We start from the raw sequence: 19,433 nt of genomic DNA, 5'->3' as shown, positions 1-19,433 counted from the left end.
GCCCAGCCCTTGCGGCTGCGGGGCTGACAGGTGGTGACAGTGTCATGCAACATGATGCTTCCCTTTTTCTGGTCAGGTGATTTTCTTTTTTATTTTTGAAGCGGAAACTCCTCCCGCTCCGCAACGCAAACCCCTTGAGACCTTTCGCCGATGGCGGATCAGCCCTCCACAGGTTGCGGCATCTGCGCCGCGGCACGGTCCGGGTCGTAAGCCGGACCACCGGGCGACAGGCGCATGCCGGGACGCAGCTTCGTCCACGCAAGATCCGCCGGATCGAGGGGCATGGGCCCCGGGGCGGTGCAGACGAGAACGGTCTCGGCAATCGGGTCGAAATCGGCTCGGAAATGCACCGAGCTCTTGTTGACGAGGATGTCCATGCGTGTCGGTTCGATACCAACATAGCGGTACATCGCCAGATCGGCCATCTGTGCCTTGTGGCTGGCCACCACGACGCGCACCCCGTCGATGGAAAGGCACGCGGACGGGCCGACATTCATGCGGGTGCCGCCATAGTAGGGGCCGGTCGCATGCAGGGATCCGTCGGACAGGGCCTCGACGCGGAACGTCGCCTCCAGCGGGCTGTCGCCGGGAACGTTCGACTGGCCGCCGAGCGCGATGGCGATCTCCGCCCCCTCCCCGGCCGCATGGGCGGCGCGGGCGGCGGCGGGATCGATGATGAGGCCGATGGCCGCGTTCTGCGCACCGTTGCGCAGCAGGGCCTTCAGCATGCCCATCGTGTTGGAATCGCCGCCAGCGCCGGGATTGTCCTGCGTATCGGCGATGACGACAGGGCGGGTAGCGTCCTTGGCAAGGCGCATGGCCTCGCGCACGCCCTCGTCCGGGTCGAAGGCCCGTCCGGCAAAGGCGGCCTCGCTCTCCATGATGCGCGCGACCAGGCGGTCGGCGGCCCGGTCGGCCGCTTCCTGCGTCTCGCCATAGGCCAGCACGGTCTGGCCGCAATCGGCGATGTCGGCGGCCGGAAAGCCCATCCAGTAGGAGAGGCTCGCGACGTCGCCGCCCCCCATCTCCTCCAGCTCCCGGTAAAGGGTGCGGGCCGGCTCGATGAAGGTGCACTGCCAGGGGATCGGGATGAGGAACGGCAGTTGGCGGAACGCATGGGCAAAGGGCTTGCCGCGCTGCATCAAGCGGTCCAGCCCTTCGGCCGCACGGCGACCGGTCTCGGCCATGTCGACATGCGGATAGGTGCGGAAGGCGACCAGCAGGTCGGCGGACTCCACCATGAGCTGCGTCGTGTTGCCGTGCAGGTCGAGGCTGACGGCAATGGGCACATCCGGGCCGACGACCTTGCGCACGCGGGCGATCAGCTCGCCCTCGCCGTCGTCGAGATGCTCGGCGACCATCGCACCGTGCAGGTCGAGGCAGACGCCGTCGAGCGGGCCGGCGGCCGCGATGCCCTCGACGATCTCGCCGGCGATGCGCTCATAGGCCTCGCGCGTGACATGGGCGGAGGGAATGGCGCCGGTCCACAGAACCGGAACCATGTTCCAGCCGGCGGCGCGGCCATGGGCGATGGCGCCGGAAATGCCGAGATTGACGCCGGGCGAGCGCTCCATGACCTCCTCGCCCCGCGACAGCGGCAGATAGCCGCCGCCCTGTTCGAACTCGGCCATGGTGGCGAGCGAGGGCGCGAAGGTGTTGGTCTCGTGCAGGAAGCCGGCAAGGGCGACGCGGCGGCTCATCGAACGGCTCCGCAGATGGCGAGGCTGGAGGACGCTGCGGCGTGAGCGGCGCGTGCGAGCGGGGCACCATATTCAGGTGCCACGCAGAGGAGTTTCAGACCTCGATCCAGCCTGCGAACCATCGGAACTCCAGTTCGTATTGAAATATAATACGATCGTATTATTTTTCTACGATACGAATGCTGAAGTTGACGAGTCAATGCTGTTTTCTAAGCAGACCGTTTCTCGAGGGAGACCGACATGACCAGCTGGTCGCCGCGCGCCAGGCCAAAGGCCGGGACACCAGACGAACAGGTGCAAGACCCGCTGTTCGTCCGCTCCATTGCCCGTGCCGCCGATGTGATGGCGGCTTTCCACAAGGCGGACGCCCCGCTGACGCTAGCCGAGATCGCCGCCGCCGCCGGCATGGGCAAGAGCACGGCGCAACGGTTCGTCCATACCTTGCGACAGCTGGGCTACATCGAGCGGGACCCGACCGACCGCGGCTTCGTGCCGGGGCTGCGGCTGCTCGACCATTCGCTCGACTATCTGCGGCTCAATCCGCTGGTGGAGCGGGCAACGCCGATTCTGCTGGAGCTGCGGCGCAACGTGCGCGAGCGCGTCGACCTCAGCCTGTTCGACGACCTGCGTGTGGTCTATGCCGCGCGCAACCAGAGCAAGCGGGAGACATTCTTCGCCACTTTGGTGGGCCACTCCGTGCCCACATTCTGTGCAAGCGGCGGACGGGCGATCATGGCGCTTTTGCCGGACGCGGAGGTCGACGACATCCTCGTCCGGTCGCAGTTCATCCAGATCACGCCGAAGACCATCACCGATCCTGCAGCGATCCGCGAGAAGGTGGGCGAGGCGCGGGAGCTCGGCTATGCGCTGGCGCTGGAAGAGGTGGTGCCGGGCGAGATCGCCATCGGCGCCGCCATCACCGGGCCGGACGGTCGGCCGGTCGCCGCGATCCATGTGGCCGGCTCCCTGTCGGAATGGCAGCCGGAAGACTTTGCCCAGCGCTTCGCGCCGCTGGCGCAATCGGCCGCACGGGCGATCAGCCGGGCGTGAGGGGGGCGGGCCACCCGCTCTTCGACCCATCCCGGCGTCCTCCCGGGCGAGCATCGCGAGACCCGGGATCGGGGAGCCGAGGGCCTCTGGGGTACGCTCCGGAACTGTCCCACAAACGCTTGTGCCTCTCCGGTCCCGGATCTTCGGCCTTCGGCCTCGTCCGGGAAGACGCCGCTGAGAGGTCGAGGCGAGGTGGAAGTTCGAGTCTTCTCGACCGCACCATAAAATTGCCCCGCTCTGGCAGCCAATGGTTCCCGGTTCTGCGCTGCGCTTGACCGGGATGACGTCCGAGAGAGAAGCGAGGCCTCGCGCCCGCGATGGAGCGCAGCCCGCCCTATTCCGCCGGATGGGCCGCGGGAACGGCGGCCGTGCGCGAACGGTCGCGGGCGAAGAGCGTGTAGGCGGTCGGCACGACGAAGAGGGTGAGCACCGTGCCGAAGGACATGCCGCCGACGATGACCCAGCCGATGGCCTGGCGGCTTTCGCCGCCCGCCCCGCCGGCGAGCGCCAGCGGCACCGCGCCGAACACCATGGCGCCGGTGGTCATGAGAATCGGACGCAGGCGCAGGGCCGCCGCCTCCACCACCGCATCGAACCGGCTCTTGCCCTCTTCCTGCAGCTGGTTGGCGAACTGCACGATGAGAATGCCGTGCTTGGTGATCAGGCCTATGAGCGTGATCAGGCCGATCTGGCTGTAGATGTTGAGCGTGCCGCCAGTCTGGTGCATCACCGCCAGTGCTCCCAGCATCGACAGCGGCACCGTCAGCATGATGATGAAGGGATCGACGAAGCTCTCGAACTGGGCCGACAGCACCAGATAGATGAAGCCGAGCGCCAGCACGAAGATGAAGGCGAGGCTGGACCCCGTCTGTCGGAACTCGCGCGAGACGCCGCCGTAATCGGTGCGCGCGGTGGACGGCAGCACGCGCTGCGCCGTCGCCTCAAGATAGTCCAGCGCCTCGCCGAGCGAGTAGCCGGGGGCGAGGTTGCCGGCGATCTTGGCCGCGCGCAGCTGGTTGAAGCGGTTGAGCTCCTTGGGCGAAACGGTCTCGCGCACGCTGATCAGGTTGGACAGCTGGACCATCGAGCCGTTCTGGGCGCGAACGTAGATATCCTCCAGATCGCCCGGCGTCTGGCGGCCGGACGGGTCGACCTGGACGATGACGTCGTACTGCTCGCCGTTCATGTTGAAACGGGTGACCTTGCGCCCGCCGAGCAGCGTTTCCATGGTGCGGCCGACGGTGAGCACGCCCGCGCCCATGTCGGCGACGCGGTCGCGGTCGAGCTCCACCTCGATCTGCGGCTTGTTCAGCGCAAGATCGCTGGTGACGTTGACGAGGTTCGGGTTCTCCTCGATGGCCTCCAGGAACGTGTTGACCATCTCGTCGAGCCGCTCATAGGGCTCGGAGGTGAGGATCATGAACTCGATGGGCCGCGAGCGGGCGCTGACGCCGAAGGAGCCCGGATGGTTGACCGAGGCGCGCAGGCCCGCAACACGGCGGATCTGCGGCTGCAGCTCGCCGCCGATCTCGATCTGGCTGCGCTCGCGATCCTCCCACGGCACCAGCTGCGAGAAGGAGGTGATGTCCGTGACCTCCGGCGAGCCGGCGATGACGAAATAGGAGCGCACCTCGGGAACCTCGGCGAGCAGCGTCTCCACCTGCGTGGCATAACGGCTGGTGAAGTCGATGGTCGAGCCCTCCGGCGCCGACCCGGAGATGAACAGGACGCCGCGATCCTCCAGCGGAGCCAGTTCCGATTTCAGCGTCGTCAGCAGCACCCAGGAGCCGCCGGCGACCGCGAAGACCATCAGCACGATGAGCCAGCGCACCTTCAGCGACAGAAGCAGGAGGTACTTGTAGCCGTCGTTCAGGGCATTCAGCCCGCGCTCCAGGGCGGCGGAGACGCGGCCGCGTTCCTCGTGCTCCTTGAGCAGCTTGGAGCACATCATCGGCGAGAGCGTCAGCGCCACCATGCCGGACATCAGCACGGCGGCGGCGAGCGTCAGCGCGAACTCGGTGAAGAGCTTGCCGGTGCGCCCGTCCGCGAAGGCCACCGGGGTGTAGACGGCGGCGAGCGTCAGCGTCATGGCGACGACGGCGCCGGAGATCTCCTTGATGCCGACGATGGCCGCACGGACCGGCTTCATGCCGTTCTCGATGTGGCGGTGGATGTTCTCCAGCACGACGATGGCATCGTCGACGACGAGGCCGATGGCCAGCACCATCGCCAGCAGCGTCAGCGTGTTGATGGAAAAGCCGAGCGCATAGATGAAGATGCAGGAGCCGATCAGCGAGACCGGGATCGTCACCATGGGGATGAGCGTCGCCCGCAGCGAGCGCAGGAAGAAGAAGATCACCAGAACGACGAGCACCACCGCCTCGCCGATGGTGGTGAACACGGCCTCGATGGAGCGGTCGATGAAGATCGAGCGGTCGTAGGAGATGTCGGCGTTCATGCCCGCCGGCAGGTCGCGGCGGATGTCGGGCATCGCGTCGTTCATCGCCCGCGAGACGTCGAGCGGATTGGCCGTCGCCTGCTTGACGATGCCCAGGATCACCGCGTTCTCGCCCTTGTAGCGGGTGGTGCGGCGTTCGTCCTCCGGCCCGATCTCGACACGCGCGACATCGCCAAGCCGCACGGCGAAGCCGCCGGCGTCCTTGACGACGATGCGGCGGAACTGCTCGCTGGTGGTGAGGCCGGTGCGCGAGAGCACGGTGAACTCGCGGTCGAGGCTCTCGATGCGGCCCGAGGGCACCTCGACATTCTGCTGGCGCAGGGCGCTTTCCACGTCCTGGACGGTCAGTTCGTAGGCGGCAAGGCGCGTTCGGTCGACCCAGATGCGCATGGCGTAGCGCCGCTCGCCGAAAATGCGCACTTCCGCCACGCCCGGCAGGTTCTGCAGCCGGTCGCGGATATAGCGGTCGGCATAGTCCGAGACCTCGATGGCGGTGTTCCGGTCGCTGGTCAGCGCGATGAAGATGATCGCCTGCGCGTCCGCCTCGACCTTTGAGACGACCGGTTCCGACACCTCGTCGGGCAGGCGGCCGCGCACGCGGCTGACGCGGTCGCGCACCTCGTTGGCGGCCTCGTCCGGATCGACGGTCAGCAGGAAGCGGACGGTGATGCGGCTGGACTCGGGCCGCGAGCGGCTTTCCAGCACCTCGACGCCGCCGATGCCGGCGATGGAGCCTTCCAGGACCTGGGTGACCTGGGACTCGATGATCTCGGCGCTGGCGCCGGGATAGTCCGTGCGCACGGAGACGACCGGCGGGTCGATGTTGGGATATTCGCGCACGGCCAGGCGGAAGAAGGCGACGAGGCCGAGCAGCAGCACCATCAGGCTGACCACGGTGGCGAAGACCGGTTTGCGGACGAAGAACTCGAGCATGGCTCAGCCCCCGCGCGGACCGTCGACCACCTCGACCGCAGCGCCATCGCGCAGCAGCAGCTGGCCGGCGGTGATGACCACCGCGCCGGAGGCAAGACCGGCGCGAATCTCCACGTCGCCCGGACTGCGCAGGCCGATCTCGATGGGCGTCTTGACCGCCTTGCCGTCCTCGAGGCGGTAGACGAAGAGCTTGCCCTCGTCGCGGAAGACCGCCGCTTCCGGCACCACCATCGCCTCGGACCGCTCCTCGATGACGATGCGGATGCGGGCGAACAGGCCGGGAGACAGGCGCCCGTCCGGGTTGGGCAGTTCGGCGCGCAGGCGGATGGCCCGGCCCGACACATCGACGATGGGGTCGATGGCGGTGATCTTGCCGGTGATCGTCTCGCCGGGCAGCGCGTCGACGGTGACGGTGACCGGCAGGCCGGTGCGCAGGTTCGGCAGATAGGTCTCGGAGACGCGGAACTCGACCTTCAGCGGATCGATGCTGGCGAGCTCGACGATGCGATCGCCGGGGCTGACATAGGCGCCGACGCTGATGTCGCGGAAGCCGACGATGCCGGAGAACGGCGCGGCGATCGAGGTCTTGGCAAGGCGCGCCTCGGCCAGCGCCACATTGGCCTGCGCCGCCGTGTAGCCCTGCGAGGTCTCGTCGCGGGCGCGCAAGGTGCCGCTGCCCTGCTCGGCAAGCTTGCGCGCGCGCTCGAAATTGGCCTCGGCAAGGGAGACTTCCGACTTGGCCTTGTCGAGTTCGGCCCGCAGGATCTGGGCGTCGAGCTCGACCAGCACATCGCCTTCCTCGACCCGCTGCCCTTCCTGGAAGCCGATGCGCGCAACGCGGCCCGCTATCTCCGGCGATATGACGACGGACTCATTGGCGACCAGCGTGCCGAAGGCGCGGATGTCCTCCACCACGTCACGCACGCCGACGGCGGCGGTCTCAACGGCAACGCCGCGGCGCTGGCCGGCGCCAGCTGCCCCCGGAGAGGCGGTGGCAGTGGATACGGTCGAGGAAGCGGAGGCGAAGAGAGAGGGTCCTTCGGTCCAGCTGAGATAGGCGACGCCGCCAGCAAGCGCCAACGCGACGATGGCGGTTCCGACGGCGGGTACGCTCCGGTAACTCATCTGGCAACAACCCCAAGGCTGACCCGCCGGCTCAGGCAGCCGGGCCGGGAGGTTCATGCGGCCCGAGCCCCCGGCAAACGACCGAAACCGCGCAATGCATGAGAAAACACCGGAAAGATTAGACCGGCCTGTCAGGACTGACAAGGAGAGCAATCGCGCAAAACGCGCGGTTTTCTGCGGTCAACTCTTCGTGACCGCAGAGGCTTTTCCGGCTCAGCCGGCCGCGCGCGAAGACTGGGGCGCCGTCTGGCAGTCGAGGTCGGTCAACGTGACGATGCGGTTGCCCCGCAGGTCGTTGGCGCAGACCAGAACGCCCTGTTCCTCCATATGGGTCAGGAGCCAGCGGGCACGGCCCGGCGAACGGGTACCATAGGCGCGGGCGATCTCGCTGTCGGGCGGACAGGGGCGCCCTTCCAGCGCCGCCTTGGCGAGCAGCAGATAGACGCCGCGCATTTCCTCCGGAAGGCTGCCGGCGACCGTTTCGGCGGCCGACCAGACGGACGGGTCGATGTCGCTGGCCTCGACGCCGGCACGCGCGAGCGCGACACGCTGGCGGAACTCGGGCAGTTCCGGCGGGCGGCCCGGCAGGCGGGCGATGCGGCAGCGCACGAGAAAGTCCTGATAGAGGGCGGCCATCGGCTGGAACGCGGCCTCGCCATCGCCGAGCAGTTCGGCGATCACGGCGTCCACCGCCTTGTCCTGCGCCTCGCGGTCGAGCGGCTCGGTCTCCGCCTCCTCACGCTTGGCCGCCTGACGGGTCAGGCGCTCCAGCACCTCGGAGGCGGGAATCGCGTGCTGCACCGGCGGGCGCTCGGCGGCAACCCGCTCGTCCTGGCTTGCCGGCTGGAACAGAAGGTCCTGCAGATCCTCCGGACGGCCCTGCGGCAGCGGCGTCAGACGCGGACCGCCGCCGCGGCCGGCGGTCTCCACCGCACCAATGCGCACCGTCATGGGACGGCGCGAAACGGCCGGCCCGAGCGCCACGAAATGACCGCGGTCGAGATTGCGGAAGGCCTCGGCCTGACGCTTTTCCATGCCCAGCAAATCAGCGGCACGGGCCATGTCGATATCGAGAAAGGTCCGGCCCATCAGGAAGTTGGAGGCTTCGGCGGCAACGTTCTTGGCAAGCTTGGCCAGACGCTGGGTGGCGATGACGCCGGCAAGGCCGCGCTTTCGGCCACGGCACATCAGGTTGGTCATGGCACCGAGGGCAACGCGGCGCGCCTCCTCGCCCGTATCGCCGGACGCGGCCGGTGCAAAGAGCTGCGCCTCGTCGACAACGACAAGGACGGGATACCAGTGGTCGCGCTCGGCCTCGAACAGGGTGTTGAGGAAGACGGCGGCGGCCTTCATCTGCCGGTCGGGCTCGAGCCCTTCCAGGTTGAGAACGACGGAAACACGGTGGGCGCGCACACGCGTTGCGATGACCGCAAGATCGCGCTCGCTGCCTGCGGCATCGACCACCACATGGCCGAAGCGCTCGGAGAGGGTGACGAAATCGCCTTCCGGGTCGATGACGACCTGCTGCACCCAGGGTGCGCTCTGCTCCAGCAGGCGGCGCAACAGGTGAGACTTGCCGGAGCCCGAATTGCCCTGGACGAGCAGGCGCGTTGCGAGCAGCTCCTCGAGATCGAATTGGCAGGAGGCGGCCGAGCCCGCTCCCCTCACCTCGCCCATGTCGATGCTGACAGTCATGCGTGCCGATGGTCTCGTGTGGTGGAAGTCGAACGGTCCCGCCGGCATGGCAGCCCGGCCTGCGCATTGCAAGGGCCATTCGCGGGAACCCCGCCACTATCGGCGATTCGCCCCGCGCTCCAAAGCGGGCCGACCGGCTTGCCGGCAAAAGCTCGAAAACATTCGATATTTCAGAACTGTTAGCTCACTGTTTACCCGACTGTCCGAAACCTCCGTAAAGCGTCTCGACTGGCGAAGGACAAAGAATGGCAAGTGCAGCGCGGAAAACCGGGCCCTCGAAGAAATCCCAGAATATTGGCGAGGAGATTGCCGGTTTCATCGGTGCCGACGAGTTTACCACCGACCAGGCCAGGGCCGTGTGGCAGAAGCTCAAGCCGGCCATGCCGGAAATTCTCGACGGCTTCTATGCCAGCATCTCCAAGCACCCCTCGCTGGCGCCCAAGCTGGGCGCCAAGGGCGAGAACGTGCCTCGGCTGAAAAATGCCCAGACCGACCACTGGGACTACATCTTCAACCACGAGCCGGACGCGGAGTTCGAGGCGCGTGCGGTGAGGATCGGCGAAGCGCATGTGCGCATCAACCTGGAACCGAAGTGGTATCTGGCCTCCTACGGCCGGCTGCTGGTGGAGGCGATCCCCGCGCTCGCCAGCCGTCACCGCCTGCAGCCGACGAAGCTCGCCGAGGCGCTGCAGGTGCTGGTCAGCCGCACCTTCCTCGACATGATCGTCTCCTACGACGCGTACGAGAACGGCGTGCTGCGCCAACAGGCGCAGGAAAACAAGATGGACAACGAGCTGGCCTCGCTGCGCAGCCTGGCCGGCACGGTGTCCGACATCAATGACGTGGCCATCGGCATGGCCACCTTCTCGCGCAACACCCGCAGGGCGCGCGAAAGCGGCCAGGCAATTTCCGCCGCCGCGACGGAACTGGTCACCTCGGTCGAGCAGATCGCCGGCAACAGCGACAGCGCCGCACGCCAGGCCGACGCCACCAACGAGGCGGTGGCACACGGCTTGCGGGCGATGGACGACGTGTCCCGCTGCATGGGCGAGATCGCGGCAACCGCGCAGGAGAGCTCGTCCAACCTCGCCGAGCTGCAGAAGGCGTCCGAGCAGATCGGCGAATTCCTGTCGGTGATCGAGAGCATCGCCAGCCAGACCAACCTGCTGGCGCTGAATGCCACGATCGAGGCGGCGCGCGCCGGCGAGGCGGGCCGCGGTTTTGCCGTCGTCGCCAGCGAGGTGAAGAGCCTCGCCACCCAGACGGCGAAGGCGACCGAGGACATCACCCAGCGCATCGCGGCGCTGCGCGCGGGCATGAGCACGACGCAGATGGCCATCGACAGTTCCTGCGAGGCGGTGACGCGCGGACAGGAGACGATCTCGGGCGCCAACGAGCAAATGCACTCGATCAGCGCGCAGATCAGCGAAGTCTCGGCCCGGATGCAGGAGATCTCCCAGATCCTCGGCCAGCAGAAGGAATCGAGCCAGGAGATCGCGGTGAGCATCACCGGCGTTGCCGACCTTGCCGCCGAGAACGACCGCCAGCTGATCTCGATGAGCGCGACGCTGCAGGCCAGCAACGACCGCTTCTCCAACAACGCGCAGACCTGGTTCAACGCGACCTCGCATCGCTCGCTCTGCGAGATGGCGAAGATCGACCACGTCCTGTTCAAGAAGAAGGTTGTGGACACGGTCATCGGCCGCGACGACTGGACCGTCGATGCGGTGCCGGACCATCACGGCTGCCGCTTCGGGCAGTGGTACGATGCCATCGACAACGAAGCCGTGCGCGCGCATCCGGCCTATCTGGCCGTACAGGCGCCGCACCAGCGCGTGCATGCCGCAGCCAAGGCGGCGCTTGCCGCCCATGCCATCGGCGATAGCGATGTCGCCGCCGCACGCCTCGGCGATCTGGACAAGGCGAGCCACGAGGTGCTGGCCGCGCTAGACGCCCTGTCGGAAGCATTCGACACGGAACTCAGCAGCCTCGAGCGGCGCCGGCATCAGCCCGCCAGTGCCCCCGCGACGCGCGGCAAGGCACACTAGACACCTGGAACGGGCGCCCGGCTTGCCGCCGGGCGCCCTTCCCTTTCCGTCCCTTCCAGCCGTTCCTTCCGACAAAACGCAAGGCGCGACCATTTCCGGCTTGCGTAACGGCCACGCATTCGAAATCATGAATGTGTAACAGGGCTGCGCCGACAGCCCAACGGGAGGAAATCCGATGCGCCTTTTGACCGCCCTCGTGGCGATGGGCCTGACCGCCTCGACGCTTCCGCTTGCCGCGGAAGAAGCTCTCGATCTTGGTCCGGACACCAAGTCCGTCACCATCCAGACCGAGGACGGGCCGGTCGAGATCACCCGCACGATGAACGAGACCCAGCTGATCGGCGGCGTGCTGCAGCCGATGATCCCGGTGCCCGGCGTGCATCCGGCCGGCGAGCTGGAAGTGCTGGCCGCGCTCCAGGACGAAAACGCCCGTGTCGTCGACATGCGGACGATGGAGTGGCGGGTGAAGTCGACGATCCCCGGCTCGATCCACATTCCCTATACCGAAGTGTCGATGCGGCTCGACGAGCTGGGCTGCTCCGGCGAGCAGGGCAAGTGGGACTGCAGCGGCGCGCTGGACGTCTTCGCCTTCTGCAACGGCCCGGCCTGCGGCCAGAGCCCGCAGGCGATCCGCGCCATGGTGCGCGAGGGCTTTCCGGCCGAGAAGATCCACTACTATCGCGGCGGCATGCAGGACTGGCTGGTGCTGGGCCTGACCACCGTCGAGAACCTGTTCTGACGAAACGCAAAAGGCCGGCGGTGCAAGACGCACCGCCGGCCCTTTGAGCTTATCCGCAAGACCGATCCGTCAGGCGAACGTGTCCTTGTACATGTCGCGCAGGACGTTCTTCTGGATCTTGCCCATGGTGTTGCGCGGCAGCTCGGGTAGCACGTAGACCTTCTTCGGCTGCTTGAAGCGGGCAAGGCGCTCGGCGAGCGGGGCGACCACCGCCTCCGGATCGAGCGAAACGCCCTTGTGCGGGGCGACCACGGCGACGACACCCTCGCCGAAATCCGCATGGGGCACGCCGATCACCGCACTCTCCGCCACGCCCTCGATCTCGTCGATCGCTGCCTCGACCTCGGCCGGATAGACGTTGAAGCCGCCGGAGATGATCAGGTCCTTGGCGCGGCCGACGATGGAGACGTAGCCGCGCTCGTCGATGAGCCCCATGTCGCCGGTGATGAAGAAGCCGTCGGTGCGGAACTCCGACGCGGTCTTTTCCGGCATCTGCCAGTAGCCCTTGAAAACGTTCGGGCCCTTGACCTCGATGACGCCGACCTCGCCCTGGGCCAGCACCTTGCCGCTGTCCGGATCGGCGATGCGCAGCTCCACGCCCGGCAGCGGATAGCCGACGGTGCCCGGACGGCGGTCGCCGTCATAGGGGTTGGAGGTGTTCATGTTGGTCTCGGTCATGCCGTAGCGCTCGAGAATGGCGTGGCCGGTGCGGGCGCTGAACGCCTTGTGCACCTCGGCCGAGAGCGGCGCCGAGCCGGAGACGAACAGGCGCATGTGGGCCGCGAGCTCGCGGGTAAAGCGGTCGGTGCCGAGCAGGCGCGCATAGAAGGTCGGCACGCCCATCATGGTGGTGGCGCGCGGCATCAGGCGCAGGATCTCGTCGAGATCGAACTTCGGCAGGAACAGCATCGATCCGCCGGCCAGTAGCGTCACGTTGGTGGCGACGAAGAGCCCATGCGTGTGGAAGATCGGCAGGGCATGCAGCAGCACGTCGTTAGAGGTGTAGTGCCAGTAGTCGACGAGAACCGAGGCGTTGGACGTCAGGTTCTCGTGGCTGAGCATGGCGCCCTTGGAGCGCCCGGTGGTGCCGGAGGTGTAGAGGATGGCCGCAAGATCGTCGGCGCCGCGGGCAACGTCGTCGAAGTCGGTGGCGGCTGCATCCGCCGCATCGCTGAGGCTACCGCGCCCCTCAGGATCCAGCGTCTCGACCCGCGCACCGACTTTTTCGGCGATGGGCGAAAGCGCGTCCTTGCGAGCGGGATCGCAGACCAGCAGGGCCGGAGCGGCGTCGCCGACGAAATAGTCGATCTCCGCCGGGGTATAGGCAGTGTTGAGCGGCAGGAACACGGCGCCGGCGCGCACGGTGCCGAGATAGAGCATCAGGGCATCGGCGGACTTTTCCACCTGCACGGCGACGCGGTCGCCCGGCTTGACGCCGAGGGCAACGAGCGCATTGGCATAGGCGGCCGAGCGGGCCAGCAGCCCGCCATAGGTGATGACCTCTCCCGAGGGCTTTTCGATGAAGGGCGCCTGCTCGTTGCGGATGGCGGCGCGGATACGGGAGAAGAGATGGTTTTCTTGCGTCATGCGACGGGATCCGGTGTCTGTGTCCTGAGTTCTGGGACGGATTTCAGCAGACGGATGACGGAGCTGGCGGCAGCGACCGTCCCCTGAGCCTCGAAGGCCTCGTGGTTTTTCTCGATATCGCCGAGATCGTAAAGATAGTTGACCATCAGGCCGAAGGACTGGCGCAGGCCGTTGCGCGAGGGATCGGCGTTCCAGTTGATGCGCTCAAGCCGGGCGCCGTTGCCCAGATGGAAGCGGGCGACGGGATCGAGCGGCTTGCGGCCGCCGCGCTTCTCGCGGGCAAGGTAATGGGCGCAAAGGGCCCGCAAGGGCTCGCGCGCCTCCTCCGGCAGCGGCGCCTCGCCGCCGCCGTTTGCCAGCAGTTCGCGCAGCTCCGGCGTCAGGATCGAGACGGCCGGATTGCCCTCCTCCGCCAGCGCCTTGCCGAGCCAGGTGCGCAGACCCGGCACCGGCGACAGGGTGACGAAGGTCTTCAGGTTGGGCAGGTCGCGGCGCAGCTCCTCCACCACCTGCTTGATCAGGAAGTTGCCGAAGGAAATGCCGCGCAGGCCCTCCTGGCAGTTCGAGATGGAATAAAAGACCGCCGTGTTGGCCTCGACCGCGTCGATACCGGTCCGCTGCTCGGCAAGGATCGGCGGGATCGCGTCGGGGATCGCCTTGGTGAGCGCCACCTCGACGAAGATCAGCGGATCATCGACGAGCGCGGGGTGGAAGAACGCGTAAAGACGCCGGTCGGGCACGTCGATGCGCCGGCGCAGGTCGTCCCAGTCGCGAATCTCGTGCACCGCCTCATAGCGGATGATCCGCTCCAGGATCACCGCCGGGGTCGACCAGTCGATCCGGCGCATCACGAGAAAGCCCCTGTTGAACCACGAGGAGAACAGGTGCTCGAAGTCCCGGTCGACATTGGCCCAGTCGGGATGCTCGCGCAGGCCCGCAAGCAGCTGACGCCGCATGCCGACCAGCGCGGAGGTCCCGCCCGGCGCCAGGTTGAGCCGACGGATCAGCTCCTGCCGGCGCGGCTCGGAGACGGCGTGCAGGCGGCGCAGGCGCGCCTCGTCCAATGGGTCCTCGAGCACAGAGCGGGCAGCTTCCTCGACCTTGTCGCGGTCCGGGCCGAAGCGGGCGGCGAGATCGTCGAAGAACTCGGCACGCCCCTCCGGCGACAGGGCCGCATAGCTCGCCAGCACGTCCTTGGCCAGGGCGACGCCGGACGCCTCGCCGCGCCCCGACAGCAGCGCCTCGCACAGATCGCCGAGCGCCCGACCGCTCGGCGGACGGTCCCGCCGAAGGTCGAGGAAGTGGCGGCCCTGCTCGGCGATGGAGGCGAGAAGGTCGTTGAAGAAGCTGCTGCTGCTCATAGGGCGGGTCCCATCAGGAGGTTAGGCAGCCAGAGCGCGATCTCCGGCATCAGGCACAGCAAGACGATACCGACAACCATGCACCCGACATAGGGGAGCGATCCACGCAGGATCTCGCCCAGGGTGATGTTGGGCGCTATGCCATTGATGACATAGAGGTTCAAGCCCACCGGCGGGGTGATCAGCCCGATCTCCATGTTGATGGTGAGGATGACCGCGAACCAGTAGGGATCGAAGCCCGCCTGGATGATGATCGGCAGCAGGATCGGCGCCGTCATCAGGATCACCGCCACCGGCGGCAGGAAGAAGCCGGCGAACAGCAGGAAGGCGTTGATGATCGCCATCAGCACCCACTTGTTGACGTCGAGCAGGGAGATCCACTCGGCGATGGTCTGGGTGATGAAGAGCGAGGACAGGGCGAAGGAGAACAGCTCCGAGGCGCCGATGATCATCATGATCATGACGCTTTCCTTCAGCGTGTCGCGGAACAGCGAGCTGTAGAGCGAAAGCTTCCACAGCCGGTAGATCACGGCCACGAAGATGAGGCAGAACAGCGCGCCGACGCCGGCGGCCTCCGACGGGGTGGCGACGCCGCCATAGAGCACGTAGAGGATCGCCGCGATGATGCCGAGGAAGGGCAGCACGCGCGGCAGCACCTCGAGGCGCTCGCGGAAGGAGAAGCGGCGGCCGAGCATGTCGAGCCCGACGCCGCGACGGCGGCAGTCGTAGATGGTCCAGGCCATGAACAGGACCGTGAGCATGAAGCCCGGCAGAAGACCGGCCAGGAACAGGCGGCCGATGGAGGTCTCGGTGGCGATGCCGTAGACGATCATGGTGACCGACGGCGGGATGAGGATGCCGAGCGTACCGCCGGCGGCGATGGAGCCGGCGGCGATCTCGTTCGGATAGCCGCGCTTGGTCATCTCCGGGATGCCCATCTTGCCGATGGCAGCGCAGGTCGCCGGGGACGAGCCGGAAAGGGCGGCGAAGATCGAGCAGGCGCCGAGATTTGACAGGACGAGGCCGCCGGGCACCCGGTTCAGCCAGCGGTCGAGCGCCTCGTAGAGGTCCTTGCCGGCGGGCGAGGACGCAACGGCCGCACCCATCAGGATGAACATGGGGATCGACACCAGGCCGAAGGAGGCCAGGCCGCCGAAGAAGGTCTCGCCGAGGATCGACACGCTGCCCCAGCCGTCGGCGAGGATCAGGGCCAGGATCGACACGAGGCCGAGGGCGAAGGCGATCGGCGTTCCGACCGCGAGAAGCGCGAGCAGCGCGACGAGGACGCCGGCGCCCCAGAGCATGGGCGTCATCGCGCACCTCCGTGGATTTTCATGATTTCAGCGATGTATTGCAGGACCATCAGACCGACGCCGACCGGCAGCGGCAACAACGGGATCCACAAGGGGATCGCCCACACGGTGCTGGTGCGCCAGCCGTAGGACCAGGCCTCGTGGAAATAGATCCAGCCCGACCAGGCCAGCAGGGCGCAGAAGGCGATGCCGGCCAGCGCCGACAGGGTCTGCATGATCCGGCGCGGAACGGGGGCGGCACGCAGCTGCAGCAGGTCGACGTTCACGTGGCCCTTGTTAAGCAGCACGTAAGGCGAGCCGAGGAAGGTGGCGGCGACCAGCGCATAGATGACGAATTCGGTCTGCCAGACGGTCGAGCCTCCGAGAAAATAGCGCACGATGACCATGTGCGTGACGACCAGCGCGGCGCTTCCCGTCAGCACCATCGCGATCAGCCCGAAGAAGCGCGACACGGCCGAGACCGCGGTTATGTAGAAGGACATCGCCTTTTGGTTCCGGTTGCATCGGCGCCCGCCGGGCAAAGCCCCTCCCCGGCCGGCAGGTCGGCCGGCGGCAACGGCAAGCGCAGGTGTTGGATGTTGCGGGACCGGCCGTGCCGGCCCCGCGCAGGGCGAATGCCGGCGGTCTGTTGCCGCCGGCAAACCGCGATCACTCGACAGCCAGAGCCTTGGCGATCAGGTCCTCGCCGCCGGGCACGTTCTCGGAGAAGTTCTTGTAGGAAGTCTCCTTGGCGATCGCGAGCCAGGCGTCATAGTTCTCGGGCGACATCTCCACGACCTCGACGCCGGCATCCTTGAACGCCTTGATCATCTTGTCGTCGAGCCCCTTGGCCTCGGCCGCGAAGTAGTCCTGGGCCACCTTGCCGGCCGCCATGAGAGCGTCCTGCTGCTCCTTCGACAACTTGTCCCAGCTGCGCTTGGACATGAGGATCGGCTCGTACATGAACCACAGGGCGTTGGCGCCCGGCGCGGTCAGGCAGGTGGTCTGCTCATAGAGGCGATAGGACACGAACGAGCCGGACGAGGTGTTGGCCGCGTCGAGCACGCCGGTCTGCAGGCCGGTATAGATCTCCGAGGACGGCATCGAGGAAATCGAGGCACCCGCTCCCACCAGCATCTGCTCGAAGGCCGGTCCCGCCGCACGGGTCACCTGACCCTGCATCGTGTCGGGCGAGGTGATGCACTGCTTCTTGGAGGCGAAGCCGCCGGCCAGCCACGCATCGGCGATGACGACGACGCCGGCATCGTTCACGATCTTCTTGATGTCGTCCATGAAGGGCGAGGTGTTGAGGCGGCCGGCGCGGTCATGGTTGCGCACCAGGCCCGGCATCAGGGTCGCAGAGAACTGCGGATGGCGGCCCGAGGCGTAGTCCAGCGGGAAGGCGGAGATGTCGAGCTGGCCCTTGGTCATGGCGCCCCACTGCTCGTTCGCCTTGAACAGCGACTGGCCGGGATAGACCTTGATCTCGACGCCGACATTGGCCTTGGCGACCTCGCGGGCAAGGATCTGGACCATCTCGTCGCGAACGTCGCCCTTGCCGCCCGGCCACTGGTGCGAGGCCTTGAGCACGACGTCGGCGGCATGCGCGGCCGGCACGGCGAGAGCAAGGGCGGTGGTCAGGCCGAGAGCGGCCCTCGTGAATGACTTGAACATTGGTTTCCTCCCAGTGCCGGCCGGCCATGTTCGCGGCCACCGGCTTGCATGTGCGGACGATAACCGCCCCCCTCTTCCCTGGGGCAGCCCGTCTCGACCGAAGGTGACCACGGGGCATGCATTCAAGTCAACGGTTTTTGTATACAAGGGAGCGGGGCTTGCATAAAATGTGCGCATGGATGCCTCGCCGACCCCACACAAGCCAGCTCTTCGCACCGCCCAGATCCTGCGTGAAGCGCTGGAATACGACATCGCCACCGGCGTCTTCGCGCCCGGAACGCGGCTCGACGAGGTGTCGCTGGCCAAGCGCTTCAACGTCTCGCGCACGCCGATCCGCGAAGCATTGATCGAGCTGTCGGCATCCGGGCTGGTGGAGATCCGTCCCCGGCGCGGCGCCTTCGTGCAGGAGATCGGCGTCTCCCGCCTGATCGAGATGTTCGAGGTGATGGCGGAGCTGGAGGCGATGTGCGCAAGGCTGGCCTGCCGGCGGATGACGGCGGGCGAGCACGCGGACCTGCTGGCCGCGCACGAGGCCTGCACGGCGGCGGCCGATGCCGGCGAGCCGGACGCCTATTTCTACGCCAACGAGACGTTCCACGACACGATCTATCGCGGCAGCGGCAACGGCTTCCTCGCCGATCAGGCAAGAGCGCTGCAGAACCGGCTCAAGCCCTATCGGCGTCTTCAGCTGAGAGTGCGAAACCGTGTGGGGAATTCGCTGAGCGAGCACAAGGAGATCGTCGACGCGATCGTGGCAGGCGACGACCGCAAGGCGGAAGCGGCGCTGCGCTCGCATATCCTGATCCAGGGCGAGCGGTTCAACGACTTCGTCGCCTCGCTCGCCCGGGTGGAGCCGGCACAGGCGCGCCGGCTCAAAATCTGAGGCCGATCAGGAACTCGCCGAAGGCTTGCCCAGAACGACGACATTGGTGTGGGTCGGCACCCGCTCGAACAGGTCCATGATGTCCTGGTTCCACATGCGGATACAGCCCGACGACACGCTGCGGCCGATGCTGTTCGGCTCCTTGGTGCCGTGGATGCGGTACAGCGTGTCGACGCTGCCCTGCCACAGGTCGAGGGCGCGCGCGCCGAGCGGGTTCTGCGGTCCGCGCGGATAGCCGTCCTTCCAGTACTTCTCGAGCTGCGGGTTGCGGGCGATCATCTCCCGAGGAGGGCGCCAGAGCGGCCACACGCGCTTGACGCGGACCTTGGCATCGCCCGACCAGGCGAAGCCGGCCTTGCCGACACCGATGCCGTAGCGCAGCGCCTTGCCGCCCGGCAACGTCCAGTACAGGAACTTGCCGTAAGGGTCGACGATGATGGTGCCGGCCGGATGGCGGCTGTCGTAATCGACGACCTGGCGCCAGTACTTGCGATCGAACTTCTTGTAGGGGAGCGCAGGAACCTTGAAGTCGTAGTCGGTCACCGCCGCATAGGCCGAGGCGTAGTCGAAATCCTCGCCCGGCAGCGGCGGACCCTTGACGACCGCCGGCGTGACGGCGGCACCGGTGGTGGCGATGCCCGAGCTCTGGCAGGCCGCCAGCACCAGCGGGGCGCCGATGATGAGTGCACGCCGGCTGAGCCGCAGCGGCCCTTCGGCCGCGCTAGCGATCTGGCGAATGTCTTTGGTATCGGCGTCCATGCTGGTCAATCCATGCTCCCGTCTGGTGCCTCGCCTTGCCCCCTCGCGATGCTATCGCCTCAATATCCGATCAGCGTGCCGCGCGCGAGTGCAGGCGCGCAACGCAGCGCCAAGATTCGATAAAATTCG

The 19,433-nt window shown here is 67.0% G+C and carries 14 protein-coding genes; 4 read left to right on the top strand and 10 right to left on the bottom strand.

The genetic code is table 11. The features are described from left to right. Window positions 1-158: 158 nt before the first annotated feature. Complete coding sequence (locus H7H34_RS06605; RefSeq protein ID WP_185924655.1) at window positions 159-1,700, bottom strand: M81 family metallopeptidase; 1,542 nt, start codon at window positions 1,698-1,700, stop codon at window positions 159-161. Between the two features lie 240 nt (window positions 1,701-1,940). On the opposite strand from H7H34_RS06605, the gene H7H34_RS06600 reads away from it, so the two are divergent. Next, on the top strand, window positions 1,941-2,750 hold the full coding sequence (locus H7H34_RS06600; protein ID WP_120269048.1) for an IclR family transcriptional regulator: 810 nt from the start codon (window positions 1,941-1,943) through the stop codon (window positions 2,748-2,750). A gap of 334 nt (window positions 2,751-3,084) precedes the next feature. On the opposite strand, the gene H7H34_RS06595 is transcribed toward H7H34_RS06600, so the two are convergent. From H7H34_RS06595 to H7H34_RS06585, 3 genes are all read right to left on the bottom strand, one after another. After that, window positions 3,085-6,141: an efflux RND transporter permease subunit gene (locus H7H34_RS06595; RefSeq protein ID WP_185924654.1), complete on the bottom strand. Its 3,057-nt coding sequence runs from the start codon at window positions 6,139-6,141 to the stop codon at window positions 3,085-3,087. Window positions 6,142-6,144: 3 nt separating this feature from the next. Next, a complete protein-coding gene (locus H7H34_RS06590) occupies window positions 6,145-7,266 on the bottom strand; it encodes an efflux RND transporter periplasmic adaptor subunit (RefSeq protein WP_185924653.1) in 1,122 nt (373 codons plus the stop codon). Window positions 7,267-7,479: 213 nt separating this feature from the next. Then, window positions 7,480-8,961 carry a helicase HerA domain-containing protein gene (locus tag H7H34_RS06585; RefSeq protein ID WP_120269045.1) on the bottom strand — a complete coding sequence of 494 codons (1,482 nt, stop codon included), beginning with the start codon at window positions 8,959-8,961 and terminating at the stop codon, window positions 7,480-7,482. A 245-nt stretch (window positions 8,962-9,206) separates the two neighbouring features. Between H7H34_RS06585 and H7H34_RS06580 the strand changes: the two genes are divergently transcribed. Both H7H34_RS06580 and H7H34_RS06575 read left to right on the top strand, forming a co-directional pair. Then, window positions 9,207-11,009 (top strand): methyl-accepting chemotaxis protein, encoded by a 1,803-nt coding sequence (locus tag H7H34_RS06580; protein ID WP_185924652.1) that lies wholly within the window; start codon window positions 9,207-9,209, stop codon window positions 11,007-11,009. 175 nt (window positions 11,010-11,184) lie between these two features. Further along, a complete protein-coding gene (locus H7H34_RS06575; RefSeq protein WP_185924651.1) occupies window positions 11,185-11,748 on the top strand; it encodes a rhodanese-like domain-containing protein in 564 nt (187 codons plus the stop codon). Between the two features lie 69 nt (window positions 11,749-11,817). Here the strand turns inward: H7H34_RS06575 and H7H34_RS06570 are convergent, their stop codons facing one another. From H7H34_RS06570 to H7H34_RS06550, 5 genes are all read right to left on the bottom strand, one after another. Continuing rightward, window positions 11,818-13,335, bottom strand: a complete 1,518-nt coding sequence (locus H7H34_RS06570; RefSeq protein ID WP_185924650.1) for a malonate--CoA ligase — start codon at window positions 13,333-13,335, stop codon at window positions 11,818-11,820. Next, window positions 13,332-14,696, bottom strand: a complete 1,365-nt coding sequence (locus tag H7H34_RS06565; RefSeq protein ID WP_185924649.1) for a malonyl-CoA decarboxylase — start codon at window positions 14,694-14,696, stop codon at window positions 13,332-13,334. The genes H7H34_RS06570 and H7H34_RS06565 overlap by 4 nt, the downstream gene beginning before the upstream one ends. Next, window positions 14,693-16,009, bottom strand: a complete 1,317-nt coding sequence (locus tag H7H34_RS06560) for a TRAP transporter large permease (protein WP_097175591.1) — start codon at window positions 16,007-16,009, stop codon at window positions 14,693-14,695. Before H7H34_RS06560 ends, H7H34_RS06565 begins: the two co-directional genes overlap by 4 nt. Beyond that, window positions 16,006-16,491: a TRAP transporter small permease subunit gene (locus H7H34_RS06555; protein ID WP_120269040.1), complete on the bottom strand. Its 486-nt coding sequence runs from the start codon at window positions 16,489-16,491 to the stop codon at window positions 16,006-16,008. The genes H7H34_RS06560 and H7H34_RS06555 overlap by 4 nt, the downstream gene beginning before the upstream one ends. Before the next feature lie 166 nt (window positions 16,492-16,657). After that, complete coding sequence (locus tag H7H34_RS06550; protein ID WP_120269039.1) at window positions 16,658-17,662, bottom strand: TRAP transporter substrate-binding protein; 1,005 nt, start codon at window positions 17,660-17,662, stop codon at window positions 16,658-16,660. Window positions 17,663-17,837: 175 nt separating this feature from the next. Between H7H34_RS06550 and H7H34_RS06545 the strand changes: the two genes are divergently transcribed. Then, window positions 17,838-18,545, top strand: coding sequence for a GntR family transcriptional regulator (locus tag H7H34_RS06545; protein WP_120269038.1), 708 nt, complete (start codon window positions 17,838-17,840; stop codon window positions 18,543-18,545). Window positions 18,546-18,551: 6 nt separating this feature from the next. Here the strand turns inward: H7H34_RS06545 and H7H34_RS06540 are convergent, their stop codons facing one another. Next, on the bottom strand, window positions 18,552-19,304 hold the full coding sequence (locus H7H34_RS06540; RefSeq protein WP_120269279.1) for a L,D-transpeptidase: 753 nt from the start codon (window positions 19,302-19,304) through the stop codon (window positions 18,552-18,554). Window positions 19,305-19,433 lie beyond the last annotated feature (129 nt).

Origin of the sequence: Stappia sp. 28M-7, from assembly GCF_014252955.1 — a bacterium.
Taxonomy (GTDB): domain Bacteria; phylum Pseudomonadota; class Alphaproteobacteria; order Rhizobiales; family Stappiaceae; genus Stappia.
The sequence above is the reverse complement of the archived record's forward strand: the minus strand, read 5'-3'. Positions and strand labels throughout refer to the sequence as shown.

Coding starts and splice junctions, on each gene's coding strand:
- H7H34_RS06605 (WP_185924655.1), bottom strand. CDS start 1,700: ATGAGCCGCCGCGTCGCCCTTGCCGGCTTCCTGCACGAGACCAACACC.
- H7H34_RS06600 (WP_120269048.1), top strand. CDS start 1,941: ATGACCAGCTGGTCGCCGCGCGCCAGGCCAAAGGCCGGGACACCAGAC.
- H7H34_RS06595 (WP_185924654.1), bottom strand. CDS start 6,141: ATGCTCGAGTTCTTCGTCCGCAAACCGGTCTTCGCCACCGTGGTCAGC.
- H7H34_RS06590 (WP_185924653.1), bottom strand. CDS start 7,266: ATGAGTTACCGGAGCGTACCCGCCGTCGGAACCGCCATCGTCGCGTTG.
- H7H34_RS06585 (WP_120269045.1), bottom strand. CDS start 8,961: ATGACTGTCAGCATCGACATGGGCGAGGTGAGGGGAGCGGGCTCGGCC.
- H7H34_RS06580 (WP_185924652.1), top strand. CDS start 9,207: ATGGCAAGTGCAGCGCGGAAAACCGGGCCCTCGAAGAAATCCCAGAAT.
- H7H34_RS06575 (WP_185924651.1), top strand. CDS start 11,185: ATGCGCCTTTTGACCGCCCTCGTGGCGATGGGCCTGACCGCCTCGACG.
- H7H34_RS06570 (WP_185924650.1), bottom strand. CDS start 13,335: ATGACGCAAGAAAACCATCTCTTCTCCCGTATCCGCGCCGCCATCCGC.
- H7H34_RS06565 (WP_185924649.1), bottom strand. CDS start 14,696: ATGAGCAGCAGCAGCTTCTTCAACGACCTTCTCGCCTCCATCGCCGAG.
- H7H34_RS06560 (WP_097175591.1), bottom strand. CDS start 16,009: ATGACGCCCATGCTCTGGGGCGCCGGCGTCCTCGTCGCGCTGCTCGCG.
- H7H34_RS06555 (WP_120269040.1), bottom strand. CDS start 16,491: ATGTCCTTCTACATAACCGCGGTCTCGGCCGTGTCGCGCTTCTTCGGG.
- H7H34_RS06550 (WP_120269039.1), bottom strand. CDS start 17,662: ATGTTCAAGTCATTCACGAGGGCCGCTCTCGGCCTGACCACCGCCCTT.
- H7H34_RS06545 (WP_120269038.1), top strand. CDS start 17,838: ATGGATGCCTCGCCGACCCCACACAAGCCAGCTCTTCGCACCGCCCAG.
- H7H34_RS06540 (WP_120269279.1), bottom strand. CDS start 19,304: ATGGACGCCGATACCAAAGACATTCGCCAGATCGCTAGCGCGGCCGAA.